This is a genomic window from Colwellia sp. 5_MG-2023 (genome assembly GCF_030547795.1).
GTDB lineage: Bacteria > Pseudomonadota > Gammaproteobacteria > Enterobacterales > Alteromonadaceae > Colwellia.
In genome coordinates this window covers 375,983-391,309 of record NZ_JAUOPW010000001.1, presented here as the reverse complement: position 1 = coordinate 391,309, position 15,327 = coordinate 375,983, and the positions used below count along the sequence as shown (strand labels likewise).

11 protein-coding genes are annotated in these 15,327 nt (G+C 35.8%); all 11 read left to right on the top strand.

The annotated features are described in order from the left end of the window. Positions 1-232 precede the first annotated feature (232 nt). The 11 genes from bamA to Q4496_RS01530 all read left to right on the top strand — a co-directional run bounded on the left by bamA (position 233) and on the right by Q4496_RS01530 (position 15,186). A complete protein-coding gene (gene bamA / locus Q4496_RS01580; RefSeq protein ID WP_215973734.1) occupies positions 233-2,707 on the top strand; it encodes an outer membrane protein assembly factor BamA in 2,475 nt (824 codons plus the stop codon). A gap of 105 nt (positions 2,708-2,812) precedes the next feature. Continuing rightward, positions 2,813-3,331 carry an OmpH family outer membrane protein gene (locus Q4496_RS01575; protein ID WP_215973735.1) on the top strand — a complete coding sequence of 173 codons (519 nt, stop codon included), beginning with the start codon at positions 2,813-2,815 and terminating at the stop codon, positions 3,329-3,331. A gap of 3 nt (positions 3,332-3,334) precedes the next feature. Further along, positions 3,335-4,378: a UDP-3-O-(3-hydroxymyristoyl)glucosamine N-acyltransferase gene (lpxD, locus tag Q4496_RS01570; protein ID WP_215973736.1), complete on the top strand. Its 1,044-nt coding sequence runs from the start codon at positions 3,335-3,337 to the stop codon at positions 4,376-4,378. Positions 4,379-4,522: 144 nt separating this feature from the next. Beyond that, complete coding sequence (fabZ, locus tag Q4496_RS01565; protein ID WP_303495251.1) at positions 4,523-4,966, top strand: 3-hydroxyacyl-ACP dehydratase FabZ; 444 nt, start codon at positions 4,523-4,525, stop codon at positions 4,964-4,966. Between the two features lie 72 nt (positions 4,967-5,038). Continuing rightward, entirely contained in the window at positions 5,039-5,809 is a 771-nt protein-coding gene (gene lpxA, locus Q4496_RS01560; RefSeq protein WP_215973738.1) for an acyl-ACP--UDP-N-acetylglucosamine O-acyltransferase, read from the top strand. A gap of 273 nt (positions 5,810-6,082) precedes the next feature. After that, entirely contained in the window at positions 6,083-7,267 is a 1,185-nt protein-coding gene (lpxB, locus tag Q4496_RS01555) for a lipid-A-disaccharide synthase (protein WP_303495249.1), read from the top strand. 8 nt (positions 7,268-7,275) lie between these two features. Continuing rightward, entirely contained in the window at positions 7,276-7,908 is a 633-nt protein-coding gene (gene rnhB / locus Q4496_RS01550; protein WP_215973739.1) for a ribonuclease HII, read from the top strand. A 46-nt stretch (positions 7,909-7,954) separates the two neighbouring features. Next, the gene (gene dnaE, locus Q4496_RS01545) at positions 7,955-11,473 is read left to right on the top strand and encodes a DNA polymerase III subunit alpha (RefSeq protein WP_303609822.1); all 3,519 of its coding nucleotides are present in this window, start codon (positions 7,955-7,957) and stop codon (positions 11,471-11,473) included. A 134-nt stretch (positions 11,474-11,607) separates the two neighbouring features. Continuing rightward, a complete protein-coding gene (gene accA / locus Q4496_RS01540; protein ID WP_215973740.1) occupies positions 11,608-12,564 on the top strand; it encodes an acetyl-CoA carboxylase carboxyl transferase subunit alpha in 957 nt (318 codons plus the stop codon). 201 nt (positions 12,565-12,765) lie between these two features. After that, positions 12,766-14,121: a tRNA lysidine(34) synthetase TilS gene (tilS, locus tag Q4496_RS01535; protein WP_303609820.1), complete on the top strand. Its 1,356-nt coding sequence runs from the start codon at positions 12,766-12,768 to the stop codon at positions 14,119-14,121. A gap of 348 nt (positions 14,122-14,469) precedes the next feature. Beyond that, positions 14,470-15,186, top strand: a complete 717-nt coding sequence (locus tag Q4496_RS01530) for a PEP-CTERM sorting domain-containing protein (protein ID WP_303609819.1) — start codon at positions 14,470-14,472, stop codon at positions 15,184-15,186. The last annotated feature ends 141 nt before the right edge of the window (positions 15,187-15,327 follow it).

Below are 15,327 nucleotides of genomic sequence, written 5' to 3'. Positions count from 1 at the left end.
TTGGTGCGTTGGCTTTATTAGCATTAATGAGTGTAGCTCTATTTAATGATTTTAGTCGGGTATTAGGGTAAATAGATAAGAAGTAAAGGAAGAAGGTATAATCAACCTTTACGCTATAATTTTTAATATCGACTTAGTAAAGAATTAAAAGAATAATGGTTAATTGTAGGTATTAGATTTTAATCTATTACCTAGGTTTAGAAATTAAAAGAAGTAATAAAAGTAAGCATTTATGATAATTAAAAAATTAGCCTTTGCCGTTTTATTAGGCGCTCTAGGTACAACAGCTCAAGCAGCCGAAGAATTTCAGGTTGAAGATATCGAAGTAAAAGGCTTGCAGCGTGTTGCTTTAGGCGCTGCGTTAACACATATTCCTTTTAATGTTGGTGATAATCTTAATCCATTTAGAATTTCTCAGTCAATTAAGTCTTTATATAAATCGGGTCATTTTAATGATATCCGTGTTTACCGTGACGGGAATCGCATTATCTATCGCGTAAGAGAACGTGAAACGATAAGTGATATTACTTTTGACGGTAATAGTGATTTAAAAGATGAGCAGTTAACAGAAAGTCTTGATGGCAGTAATATACGTGTTGGTGAAACACTAGATCGAACTGTTATTTCAGGTATTGAAACCGGGTTAGAAGATTTTTATCATAGTGTCGGAAAATATAATGCCGACGTAACGGCAAGTATTACTCATTTACCTCGTAATAGGGTAAATTTAGAGTTTAAGTTTGTCGAGGGTGATGCTGCAGCTATTAAGCAAATTAACTTGATCGGTAATGAAGTTTTTACTGATGCTGAAGTTCTTGAAAAAACAGAGCTCACTTTTGATTCGCCATGGTGGAATTTTATGGCGCAAGATAGATATCAAAAGCAAACACTACAAGGTGATATGGAAACGATCAATAGCTACTATTTAGATCGGGGTTATCTTCGCTTTAATGTTGATTCTACTCAAGTATCAATGACGCCAGATAAAGAGTCCGTCTATATTGCTTTGAATGTAACAGAGGGCGAAACCTATACTATTAGTGATGTTGATTTTATTGGTGATTTAGCTGGCTTTGAGAAAACTATAAGAGCTATTAATCCGTTACAAGCGGGCAACCTTTATAATGGTGCAGAAGTTACTTACACTGAAGAAGTTATCAGTAAATTTCTAGGCCGCTTTGGTTATGCTTACCCTAAAGTTACGACTATTCCGAATATTAATGATGAAGATAACACTGTTAAACTGTCAATATCTATCGATCCAGGTAAACGTATTTATGTTAACAAAGTAAACTTTACTGGTAACCATGTTACTGCAGATAAAGTTTTACGTCGTGAACTAAGACAAATGGAAGGTGCTTGGCTATCTAATAGCCTAGTTGAACATTCTAAATCACGCTTATCTCGATTGCCTTATATGGAAACGGTTGAATTTGAAACTAATCAAATTGCCGGTGAAGATGATTTAGTTAATGTAGATTTTGCCGTAAAAGAACAAGCATCAGGTTCATTTACTGCCGGTATCGGTTATGGTGATTCAACCAGTTTAAGTTTGAATGCTGGTATTCAGCAGAATAACTTCTTGGGAACAGGTAATCGTGTAGGCTTTAACATTAACACAAACAGATACTCTAAAAGTGCTAGCCTTTCATATACAGATCCTTATTTTACTGTTGATGCTATCTCTCTTGGTGGTCAAATATTTTATCAAGCTTTTGATGCAGGACAAGCTAACCTAGTTGAGTATAATAATAGAACATACGGTATTGGCCTTAACTGGGGCTTCCCAATTAATGAATACGTTCGAGTTGGTTTTGGGGTCGGTTTTAAAAATAATGAAATTACTTCATTAGAAACCTATGAACAAATTCAAACCTTTTATGATCTACATTCTGATCCGAGTGATCCAGATGCAGCGCTAGCATTTAAAAACTATGATATTAATGCCAATATTTCGCGCTCAACGTTGAACAGAGGTACATTCCCAACAGCAGGTTCATCACAACTTTTGTCTTTTAAAGTGACAACTCCTAGCTCGTCTGATGTACAATATTTTAAACTTAATTTTGACAGTAAATTTTACTTCCCACTCACTAGAAACCAACGTTGGACAGTGTTAACTCGTTTACAGTTAGGTTATGGTAACGGTTATGGCGATGTACGTGGTAATGATCAGTTGCTACCATTTTGGGAAAATTTTAGAGCAGGTGGCTCAGATACTTTACGTGGTTTTGAAAACAACACTGTAGGACCTAGAGCTATATATCGTTACCCAACAGCTGTTAGTGGTACGCCTAGTTCAATAGGAGGAACTGCTTGTTGTTTAGGTCCTGATCATGATTTTATCTATGCTACACCGCGAAGTGTTGGTGGTAATGCTATTGCTTTAGGTGGTGTTGAATTAATTGTACCTACACCATTTTTAGATGAAAGTTATTCTAATAGTGTAAGAACAAGCTTTTTTGTTGATGTTGGTAACGTTTGGGATACTGAATTTGATATAGCCGACTATCAAGATTTAGCAGCTGTAGAATTAGAAAAACTTGGTGATTATTCTGATCCAAGTCATTATCGTGCATCTGGAGGTTTATCAATTCAGTGGTTATCTCCAATGGGACCAATGGTTTTTAACTTTGCTAAAACAATTAAACAAGAAGAAGATGATGACACAGCATTCTTTAGTTTTAATATTGGTAAAACATTTTAAGATTCACCCGATAATATAATCTAGTAAAGAACATCGTCTAGCTGTTAAATTAAGTTAAGCGAATAATACTCTAAATCCAATTATAGAAAAGAAGAGGAAAATACCTTGAAAAAATTTATCAAATCTATGGCTATTACAGCTACAGCTTCAACCATGTTATTAGCAAGTAGCGCAATGGCTTTTGAACAAAAAATTGCTGTGGTAAATGTACAAGAAGCGATTAGTCAAATCCCTCAAGCCGCGGTTTTAATGCAAACGCTAGAAACAGAATTTAAAGACGAAAAAGCTGTTATTGAGAAATTACAAAAAGATTTATCTTTTGAAGATGAAAACTTAAAACGTAATGGTTCATTAATGAATGAAAAAGAAAAAACTGAGTTACAAACTAAAATGGCTGGTTTATACCAAGAATATCAAGTCAAAGTAAAAGAGTTTCAACAAAAGGTTGCTCAACGTCGAAATGAAGAAACAAACAAATTGTTAGCTTTAGTAACTCAAGCGGTAGACAATATTGCAGCTAAAGAAAAATATGACTTAGTGTTATCTCAACAAACAGTTGTTTTTTCAAAAGAATCAACAGATATTACAGCTTCTGTAGTTGAACAAGTAAGCAAAATTAAATAAGAGATGGCTTACACTCTTGATGAAATAGCGAAACATATTCAAGCGAAGCTAGTGACTTATGATGAAGATAAATCTTCAGCAAATGACGCCATAGAAAGTTTGGCAACACTGGCTAATGCTAAAATAGGGCAAGTCGCTTTTCTAGCAAATAAAAAATATATATCACAGCTCAGTAATACAAAGGCTAGTGCAGTTATTATTGCACCAGATATGTTAGCGCAATGTCCTGTGAATGCTTTAGTAATGGATAACCCTTACATGGGGTATGCTCTGTTGGCTAATTTACTTGATACCACACCAAAGGTGGCAAGTGGCATTCATACGAGCGCAGTAATCGACGAAAGTGTTCACTTAGGTGAAAATGTTAGCATTGGTGCTAATGCAGTTATCGAATCAGGTGTTTATTTGAATGATGATGTATGTATTGGTGCCGGTTGTTTTATTGGTAAAAATAGCTCAATAGGTAAAGGAACACGTCTCTGGGCAAATACTAGTATTTATCATAATGTTATTATTGGTGAAGATTGCTTAATTCAAGCAAATACCGTTATTGGCTCTGATGGCTTTGGTTATGCTCCAGTTAATGCAAACTATAAATGGCATAAAATTCCTCAATTAGGCCGAGTTATTATTGGTAACAAGGTTGAAATAGGAGCTAGTACTACAATAGATCGAGGAGCACTTGAAGATACTGTGATCAAAGATGGTGTTATTCTTGATAATCAAATTCAAATTGCTCATAACGTTGTTATTGGTGAAAATACAGCTATGGCTGCCTGTAGTGTTATTGCCGGTAGTACTGTCATTGGAAAAAACTGTACGATAGCAGGTCTTGTTGGTGTTAATGGACATATTAATATTACAGATAACTGTGTTTTTACTGGCATGTCAATGGTAACTAAATCTATTGTTAAACCTGGGGTTTATTCTTCAGGTATGCCTGTAGTAGATAATAGTGAATGGCATAAAATAAACGCACGCGTTAAACGCCTAGATAGTTTAACTCAACGTGTCAAAGCGTTAGAAAAATTACTCGAAAGCAAATAAACTTGCTGATTAAATAACATAAAAAATAATAATAGCTGCAAAGGCAACATTATCTAATGTAAACTTGTACGTTGATCTTATATAATAAGTCAGCACAAGCCAATGAAAGGAAAAAATCAATTGGACACTCTTGATTTAAATAGAATAGCAAAGCCAATATCACTGAATGAAATTAAAGAATTAATTCCTCATCGTTACCCTATGTTACTTGTTGACAAAGTTCTTGATCATGAGCCTCTTAAAAGTTTACATGCGATAAAAAATGTAACGATCAATGAGCCTATTTTTACAGGACATTTTCCAGATGCCGCCATTTTTCCTGGTGTGTTAATTTTGGAAGCTCTTGCACAAGCAACAGGTATTTTGGGCTTTAAAAGCAGTGAAGGACGTGAAGAAAATGAAATGTACCTTTTTGCTTCTATAGATAAAGCACGTTTTAAACAACCAGTTTTACCTGGTGATACTATGCATCTTCATGTCGAATTTATTAAAGAACGACGTGGTATGTGGAAGTTTTATGGTGAAGCAAAAGTTGACGGTAAAGTCGTTTGTTCTGCTGATCTTATGTGTGCTAAAAGAAAGCTTTAAGCACGATATAACTCTTCTCAAGTTTTACACTCCCAGCATTATACTTTAATTGAAATAGATAACAGAGATATTATGATTCATCCACAAGCGATAATTGAGCCAGGCGCAATTATTGGAAAAAATGTTACTATTGGTCCTTGGACTCATATAGCAAGCAATGTCATTATTGGTGACAATTGTCATATTAGTTCTCATGTAGTCATTAATGGACCAACTAAAATAGGTCAAGGTAATAGAATCTTCCAATTTGCTAGTATAGGAGAAGATTGCCAAGACTTAAAATATGATGGCGAGCCAACAGAGTTAGTTATTGGCGACAATAATATTTTTAGAGAATGTTGTACTATTCATCGAGGTACACCTCAAGACAACAGCCTTACCCAAATTGGTAGTAATAACTTATTTATGGCTTACACTCATGTGGCACACGATTGCATGGTAGGTAACCACTGTATTATGGCTAACAATGCATCTATTGCTGGCCATGTTCATATAGGTGACCATGTTATTCTTGGTGGTATGTCGGGTGTTCATCAATTTTGCCATGTTGGTGCTCATAGTTTTATTGCTGCCAATGCGATTGTATTAAAAGATGTTCCTGCATATGTTATGGCTTCAGGTCATCCAGCGAAGCCTTTTGGCTTAAATAGTGAAGGTTTAAAACGCCGAGGTTTTAAAAGTGATACTATCTTATCAATTAAGCGATCTTATAAAGAGATTTATCGTAAAAAACAATCGGTTGATGACGCTTTACATGCTATAGCTGCACTCGGAGATCCTTCGTCAGAATTAGAGCTTTTTACTCAATCGATTAAAAACTCTACTCGCGGTATTATTCGTTAATACATTGCGATTTAATATTGCATTATTACTAAGTTTTAGCACCTAGGGGCTAGTACTTAGTAATAATAAGTACTAGTCTAAACTTGGTTTAATAAGTATTTTTCTTGCAAGTGCTTGTTTAACTTCATTGTCAAATCTACTCACAATAGCTAGCTATCGACATGAAGTTCACCTTGATTTTTTATAAAATAAAGTAGCAAACCACTGAGCTAGAGTCTAAATATTATAAACCAAGTTCAGGTTACTTAGAAAAATAAACCTAGGAGCTAACTAGTGTCATCAATTTTAACCACTCATACTTCTTCCCCCATTTTTGCCATTGTTGTTGGTGAGCACTCCGGTGACACATTAGGAGCTGGCTTAATTACTGCATTAAAATCTCAATATCCTGATGCTAAATTTATTGGTATTGGCGGCGCTAAAATGGATAAACTTGGCTTTGAAAGTTTATTTTCTATGGAAGAATTAGCGGTTATGGGGATTGTTGAAGTACTGGGCCGCATTCGACGATTATTTGCGGTGAGAAAATCATTAGTTGACTATTTTACTGCCAATAAACCTGATGTGTTTATTGGTATTGATGCCCCAGATTTTAATATTGGCTTAGAGCTTCGTTTAAAACAACAAGCAATAAAAACTGTTCATTATGTTAGCCCTTCTGTTTGGGCCTGGCGTGAAAAAAGAATTGTTAAAATAGCGAAAGCAACCGATATGGTGCTTTCTTTATTACCTTTTGAAAAAGCTTTTTACGATAAACATCAAGTCCCTTGTACTTTTGTGGGTCATCCTTTAGCTGATGATATTCCAATGGAAAGTGATAAAAAACAAGCAAGAGCTATACTTAATCTTCCTCTTGAAAATAAAATCCTTGCGTTAATGCCTGGCAGTAGAGGTGGTGAGTTATCTCGTTTATTAGCACCTTTTTTTCAAAGTGCGATGCAATTACAGCAAGAGGATGAAAACTTACTCTTTATTGCGCCAATGGTTAGCGAAAAAAGAGCACAACAGTTCAATACGTTGAAAGCGCAATTAGCACCTAATTTAAAGGTACAACTTGTTATTGATAAAACTCAAACGGTTATGGCGGCTAGTGATTGCTTATTGACTGCTTCAGGAACGGTAACTTTAGAAGCAGCTTTAATTAAAAGACCTATGGTAATTTGCTATAAGTTTAATATGATTACGCACTTGCTAGCCAAATGGTTAGTAAAACTCCAATGGTTTTCTCTACCTAATTTATTAGCAAACAAAACATTGGTACCTGAGTTATTGCAAGAGGAAGTGTGTCCAGAAAAGATTATTCCTTTGGTAAAAGAACGCTTGTATCAAGATCAATCTCAATTAAACGATACGTTTACACTTATTCATCAACAGTTAAAATGTGATGCAAGTAAGCAAGCAGCAAATGCAGTGATTGATTTGCTTAATACTTCAAATACACCTCTTTTAAATAAGTAATAATTCCCATGGCTCCAAAAATAATTTTACCTGATTTTGAATACCCTGTTGCTTATTGTATTGCTGGGGTCGATGAAGTGGGGCGAGGCCCGTTAGTTGGCGATGTGGTCACTGCTGCCGTAATTTTAGATCCTGATAATTCTATTGAAGGACTTAAGGACTCGAAAAAACTTACTGAAAAAAAACGTGCCTTGTTAAGTGAAGAAATTAAAGAAAAAGCAGTTGCATGGTCTATCGGACGAGCTAGTCCGGAAGAAATTGACACCTTAAATATTTTACATGCCACTATGCTTGCTATGCAGCGAGCTGTTCAAGGTTTATCTGTTACTCCTGACTATGTGTTAGTTGATGGGAATCGTACACCAACCTTTAATAGTGAGCAAGGCCCTATTGCTAGTTTAGCGGTAGTGAAAGGAGATGCACGTGTTATTGAAATAAGCGCGGCATCAATACTTGCCAAGGTTGCTCGTGATAATGAAATGATTGCTCTTGATAAATTATACCCTGAATATGGTTTTGCTAAACATAAAGGGTATCCTACGAAAGCGCATTTAGAAAAAATCACTGAGCTTGGAGTGCTCGATTGTTATCGACAAAGTTTTAAACCTGTTGCTAGAGTATTGGGCCTTATAAATGAGTGATACAGTGAATAATGAAATAGCACAGATGGATCCTAACCAGGAATTGATTACAGATCCTAAATTTATTCATTTGCGCGTTCATAGTGATTATTCCATGTGTGATGGCTTGAAAAAGGTTAAGCCTATTGTTGCTAAAGCGGCTGAATTAAATATGCCTGCAATAGCTTTAACGGACCAAACAAACCTTTGTGGCTTGGTAAAGTATTATCACGCAGCTCACGGTGCAGGTCTAAAGCCTATAATCGGTTGTGATTTTTGGGTGAAAAGTGAAGAATTAGGCAATGAGCTTTTTCGTATCGTAGTTCTTGCTACAGATAATGTAGGCTATAAAAACCTGACTGAATTAATTTCCAAAGCCTATATGCGGGGACATATTCAAGATAAAGCTGTCATTGATAAAGCATGGTTAGCTGAATATAAACAAGGCTTAATACTGTTATCTGGAGGTAGAGAAGGCGATATAGGTAAAGCATTATTAAAAGGTAATAATGAACTTATTGAGCAAATGGTTAGCTTTTATCAGCAACACTTTCATGATTGCTTTTATCTTGAATTAATAAGAACTGGCAGAGTTGATGAAGAAAATTACCTACATCTTGTTGTTGATTTAGCTACACACTTCGAACTGCCTGTTGTTGCCACAAATGAAGTGATGTTTCTCTCGCCTGAGGATTTTGATGCACATGAAATCCGTGTTGCTATTCATGATGGTTATACATTAGATGATAAAAGACGCCCTAAACGTTATAGCGAACAACAATACTTACGCTCTGAAGCAGAAATGTGTGAGTTGTTTAGTGATATTCCTGAAGCGCTAGCTAATTCTGTAGAAATTGCTAAACGTTGTAATGTAACAGTGACATTAGGTGAATATGTATTACCTGACTTTCCTACAGATGGTCTAGAAATTAATGATTATTTTATCAAGGTATCTAAAGAAGGGTTAGAAAAGCGCCTTAATAAATTATTTGATACCAGTGCTGATAACTTTAGTGAAATCAGAAAACCTTACGACGAACGTTTAGCAATAGAGCTCGAAGTTGTAAATAATATGGGATTTCCTGGCTATTTCCTTATTGTAATGGAATTTATTCAATGGAGTAAGGATAACAATATTCCTGTTGGCCCGGGTCGTGGTTCAGGGGCTGGTTCACTTATCGCTTATGCGCTTGATATTACTGATCTTGATCCACTTGAATACGATTTACTTTTTGAACGTTTTTTAAATCCTGAACGTGTCTCCATGCCAGATTTTGATATTGACTTTTGCATGGATCGACGTGATGAGGTTATTGATCATGTTGCGGAACTTTATGGTCGTGATGCGGTTTCTCAAATTATTACTTTTGGTACTATGGCGGCGAAAGCGGTAATTCGTGATGTGGGTCGTGTACTTGGGCATCCTTATGGTTTTGTTGATAGAATTTCTAAGCTTATTCCGCCAACACCGGGCATGACTTTAGCAAAAGCATTTGAAGAAGAGCCGAAGCTACCTGAAATTTATGCACAAGACTCGGAAGTCAAAGATCTGATTGATATGTGTCGGATCCTTGAAGGCACCACACGTAATGCGGGTAAACATGCTGGTGGTGTTGTTATTTCGCCTACCACTATTACTGATTTTGCACCTTTATATTGTGATGATGAAGGTAAGAATCCAGTTACACAATTTGATAAAAACGATGTAGAAGACGCGGGTTTAGTTAAATTTGATTTCTTAGGATTAAGAACCTTAACTATTTTACAGTGGGCTATTGAAATGGCTGATGCGCAGCTGTTAAAAGCAGGTAAAGAGCCTATTGATATAACAACTATCGACCTTGAAGATAAAGCGAGTTTTAATCTACTACTACAATCTAAAACAACGGCAGTATTTCAATTAGAATCTAGCGGCATGAAGTCGTTAATTGATAAATTAAAGCCCGATTGTTTTGAAGATATCATCGCTTTAGTAGCACTATTCCGCCCTGGACCACTGCAGTCTGGCATGGTTGATAACTTTATTGAACGTAAACATGGCCGCGAAGAAATCAGTTACCCAGATGCGACATGGCAACATGAAGATTTAAAGCCTGTTTTAGAGCCAACCTACGGTATTATCTTGTATCAAGAACAAGTTATGCAAATTGCACAAGTCTTGGCTGGGTACTCATTAGGTGGTGCAGATATGCTGCGTCGTGCTATGGGTAAGAAAAAGCCTGAAGAAATGGCAAAGCAGCGTGCTGGCTTTGAAAAAGGTGCAATAGATCGCGGTGTTGATGGCGAGTTAGCTATTAAAATATTCGATTTAGTAGAAAAATTTGCGGGTTATGGCTTTAACAAGTCTCATTCAGCAGCCTATGCGTTGGTCTCCTATCAAACGTTATGGATGAAAACCCACTTTCCGGCACCGTTCATGGCAGCCGTTATGTCTGCGGATATGGATAACACTGAAAAAATTGTTACATTAGTCGATGAATGTAGCAATATGAATATTGATTTATTACCGCCAGATGTTAATGCTGGTCAGTATAAATTTACTGTTAATGATAATAATCAAATTGTTTATGGTATTGGCGCGGTAAAAGGTGTAGGAGAAGGTCCTATTGAAGCGATTATTGCCGCACGTCAATCAGGCGGTCCTTTTATTGATCTTTTTGATTTTTGTGCGCGTTTAGATTTAAAGAAAACAAATAAACGTGTTTTAGAGAAGTTAATAAAATCAGGTGCTATGGATGCACTTGGACCGACCTATAAATTAACAAGTGACGGTAAAGACTTACCACATCGAGCAGCTTTATTTGAAACATTGCCAGAAGCAATAAAAGCAGCTGAGCAGCATGCAAAAGCTGAGTCGTTAGGACAAAATGATTTATTTGGTTTAATTAATGATGAACAAACCGATTCTAGGCAGTCATTTAAAGAAGTAAAAAAGTGGCCGGAAGAAGTTTGGCTTAATGGTGAAAAAGAGACCTTAGGTTTATATTTAACAGGTCACCCTATTAATCGTTATTTAGCTGAAATTAAAAAATATTCTACTAGTCGTTTAGTGGGCATGCAGCCAACCGGTCGTGATAAGCAAGCGGTTGCTGTCGGTTTAGTTATTGGTGTGCGCGTTATGGTTAATAAACGTGGTCGTCGCTGGGCATTAGTAACGTTGGATGATAAAAGTGCGCGTATGGATATACGATTATTTCCAGATGACTATGATAGATTTTCTGAATTGCTCGAAATTGATGCAATTTTAGTGTGTAGTGGACAGGTCAGCTTTGATGATTACTCTGGAGGTAATACAATGACCGCCAGAGATATTATGACGGTAGCTGATGCTAGAGAAAACTATGTTACTTCTTTAGATGTTAGAGTGCATAAAGAAAAACTAGGCGACAGTTTTATTGAGCAATTTACACAAGTTTTAACGCCACATAAAGAAGGTACTTGCCCTGTGAGGGTTTATTATCAAAGAGAAGAAGCTCGCGGCATGTTAGAACTTGGAGTACAATGGCGAGTATCGCCAGCAGATATGTTATTATATGATTTAAAAGAACTATTAGGTGAAGAAAATGTCACCTTACAGTTTAAGTAGCTGAATAGTTTTTATAATATATATTTCAGAGCTAGCTTTTAACGCTATCCGTTAAAATTAATAATTAAGTGTTATCGATGATAAAATCGGTAATGAAAGAAAATTAAGACCATTTTTTAGGTGCAAAATAGCATATGTCATTAAATTTTTTAGATTTCGAACAACCTATTGCCGAACTTGATGCAAAAATAGAAGAGCTTCAGCTTGTTAATGCAGGTCAGGAGCTAGATCTTGATTTAGAAGATCAAATTTCTCAGTTACGTGAAAAAAATAAAGAACAAACCAAAAAGATTTTTGCCAATTTAGATCCTTGGCAAACAGCACGAGTAGCCCGTCATCCACAACGTCCATATACGTTAGATTACTTATCTCGTATATTTACTGAATTTGATGAATTAGCTGGTGATAGAGCGTATGCTGATGATAGCGCTATTGTTGGTGGTACTGCACGTTTAGATGGTCGACCTGTGATGATTATTGGTCATCAAAAAGGTCGTTCGACCACTGAAAAAGTTAAACGTAATTTTGGTATGCCTCGTCCTGAAGGATATCGAAAAGCATTACGTCTAATGAAGATGGCAGAGCGTTTTAATATGCCAATTATTACTTTTATTGACACTCCTGGTGCTTATCCTGGCATTGGTGCAGAAGAGCGTGGTCAAAGTGAAGCTATAGCAACGAACTTAAAAGTAATGGCACGTTTGTCAGTTCCTATTATTTGTACCGTTATTGGTGAAGGTGGCTCTGGTGGTGCGTTAGCAATTGGGGTTGGTGATAGAGTTAATATGCTACAATATTCTACTTATGCTGTAATCTCACCTGAAGGTTGTGCATCTATTTTGTGGAAAACCGCTGCTAAAGCATCAACAGCAGCAGAAGCTATGGGTATAACTGCACAGCGTATTAAAGAATTAGAGTTAATTGATAATATTGTGGAAGAGCCATTAGGTGGTGCACATCGCGATATGGATCATATGGCAGCAATGTTAAAAGAATCTTTAAAAAGTAACTTAGCAGAACTTGATCTGTTAGATAAAGAACAGTTGATTGAAAGTCGATATGATAAGTTAATGTCATTTGGCTATTGCTAATATATTATATTGCCAACCTATATTAATACTTATTATTAATATAGGTTGTAGATAAAGTGTTTATACCCTTAAAGACTTTATCTACAACCAGTCTTTCATGACTATCTCCCCTCTATTAATTTTCAATCCACACAAGTATCAATTTGGTTTTATAATGTTTAACCAGTTAAAAAAATTGATTAAAACAAGTTTAGGCTATTTATGCATCCCATAGAATTAGCACTGCTAAACGCCATCAGTAAACATCCGAACATGCCTGTGGTTGTTGCTTATAGTGGTGGTGTCGATTCGCAAGTCTTATTACATGCCATAGCATCGTTAAAGAAAGCATCTCCTTTAACGCAACCTATTACTAACCTTGTAACTGTATGTCATGTTAATCATGGTTTAAGTGACAATGCTATTTCTTGGCAAGTTTTTGCTGAACAAGCCTGCTTAGCGCTTAATTTACCGTTAAAAATATGTCGGGTTAATGTCCAAGCACAAGCACAGAAGTCATTAGAGTCTTTAGCGCGTGATGCAAGGTATCAAGCTTTACATTCGATTTATCAAACACCTTCATTGATCATTACTGGGCACCATAGTGACGACCAAGCAGAAACTTTCTTACTTGCCCTTAAGCGAGGATCAGGTTTAAAAGGTCTATCAGCTATGGGTAATGAAACTAGACAAGAGAAAGATTTATTACTGCGACCATTATTATCAGTATCTCGAGCTGACATTATTGATTATGCCAAAATTAATGCTTTAACCTGGGTCGAAGATGAGTCAAATACAGATACTCGGTTTGATCGTAATTTTATTCGCAATAATATTATGCCACTATTAATGAAGCGCTGGCCTAGCATTACTAGTACCATTAATCGCAGTAGTGAACATTGCAGAGAAGGGCAGTTATTACTTGATGAGTTGGCTGAAGAAGACCTTAACCTTTGTATTAGTGGCGTGAATAGCTTAACAGTGAGATCGTTAACTCAGTTATCTCAACAACGGTTTAATAATGTAATTCGTTATTTTTTAACTAAAAATAATTGTTTAATGCCAAGTACTGAACAGCTAGCTCAACTGTACCTACAATTGAATGCGGATAGTGATAAAAACCCTGTAGTGAAAGTTGGTGATAATGTGATTCGTCGTCATAAGGGGACTTTATATTTAACCGCTGACTTTATAGATATTAGCAATTGGCATACTGATATCGTGTTCAATGAGCCGAAAACAGAAATTGAGCTACCCGATAATTTGGGGAAATTATATTTTTTAAAGAAAACTAGCCAAGACATTACCGTAGCATCTCAACGAATTATAATGCCGAATGCAGGACAAAAAGTGACAATACGTTTTAATCATAGCAATCCTATTTGTTTACCTGATTATAGAAATCATTCTCGTAGTCTAAAAAAGATACTTCAAGAGTTAAATATTCCAGTTTGGCAACGGAAAAGGATCCCTTTTTTATATTATGATGATGTATTAGTCGCTGCGATAGGGCACTTTGTTTGTCAAAGTTATATTCCTAAAAATAATGATGATAGTATTCTTTTAAACTGGTCATAATCACCAGGTAACTAGCTGTCCCTTTCTTAGTCACACGCTACAAACAAACCGTACAAAAAATAACCTATGCAATTGTTTTAATTAAATTAAATCATTATTTTTGTGTCGAGTTTTTTTACACTAGTAGCTTTTAAAATAAGTGGAAAATAACAAGCCATCAAATATCCTTATATATCAACATCTTATTGGTATTATTTTTGTTGGCATGGTATGTGCTTTATTTTGGTAGGCTGTTGTAAAACAGTACTTTTTTTAAACTGTTTCTAGAGTATATGAAAGGTATAGTAAAACATTTGCATATCATTCATAGGATAACAGAATGAATTTATCGATAAATAAAGGATGACAATGAAAACTTTCAAGAAAAAATTATTAGCTGCTGTTACTGTTATGGCATTATCTCCACTAGCTCAAGCCGGTGTGATTTCTTATTCGGACTTTCAAGGCCCAGCTATTACAGATTGGTATGATACACTTACCGTTGCACAATTTGATGCTAACTTAGGTAACCTTGATTCAATTAACATTACTTTTTCTGCTGAAATGTTCTCAGATCTTATCCTAGATAATGATAATACAACAGCTACGACAGCAAGAGGTACTGTAAATGTTGAGACTTTAGGATCATTTTTAGGCTTAGGCGCACTTGAGTTGTCTTTATCTGCAACTACTGGTTTTCAGAACCTTGCAGCAGATGATTCTGGTGATACAGATGCTCCTACACTTGATGGTACTGGTGGTCTTGATGAGTATGCTGGCTTAGATTTAAGTGGTACTGATAGTATGACTATTACTATTGACTCTTCACATGCTGATTTCTTAAGCTTTATTGGTACTGGCACTATCTCTACTGTAGGTCTTGGTACTCTTGGCGGTTACGCAGTTTCAGGTGGTGGCGGTAACGTAGATGTTAATGTTAATACATTAGCTAAAGCTTCTTTAAATATTGATTATAACTATACTGAAACTACTAATCCTACACCAGTATCTGAGCCTACTTCTTTAGCTATTTTAGGTCTTGGTTTAGCTGGTATAGCTTTACGTCGTAAGAAAAAATCACTTTAATTTAATTATTCTATTAGTTTATAAAAATTCACTAATAAAGAATGATTAAGTTTGATTAATAAAAAACGCCGCACATTTTGTGAGGCGTTTTTTATTGGCATTCATTTTACTCTGTAATGGTGTTTCTATACTTGTACTAAT

Coding starts and splice junctions, on each gene's coding strand:
- bamA (WP_215973734.1), top strand. CDS start 233: ATGATAATTAAAAAATTAGCCTTTGCCGTTTTATTAGGCGCTCTAGGT.
- lpxD (WP_215973736.1), top strand. CDS start 3,335: ATGGCTTACACTCTTGATGAAATAGCGAAACATATTCAAGCGAAGCTA.
- lpxA (WP_215973738.1), top strand. CDS start 5,039: ATGATTCATCCACAAGCGATAATTGAGCCAGGCGCAATTATTGGAAAA.
- rnhB (WP_215973739.1), top strand. CDS start 7,276: ATGGCTCCAAAAATAATTTTACCTGATTTTGAATACCCTGTTGCTTAT.
- accA (WP_215973740.1), top strand. CDS start 11,608: ATGTCATTAAATTTTTTAGATTTCGAACAACCTATTGCCGAACTTGAT.
- tilS (WP_303609820.1), top strand. CDS start 12,766: ATGCATCCCATAGAATTAGCACTGCTAAACGCCATCAGTAAACATCCG.
- Q4496_RS01530 (WP_303609819.1), top strand. CDS start 14,470: ATGAAAACTTTCAAGAAAAAATTATTAGCTGCTGTTACTGTTATGGCA.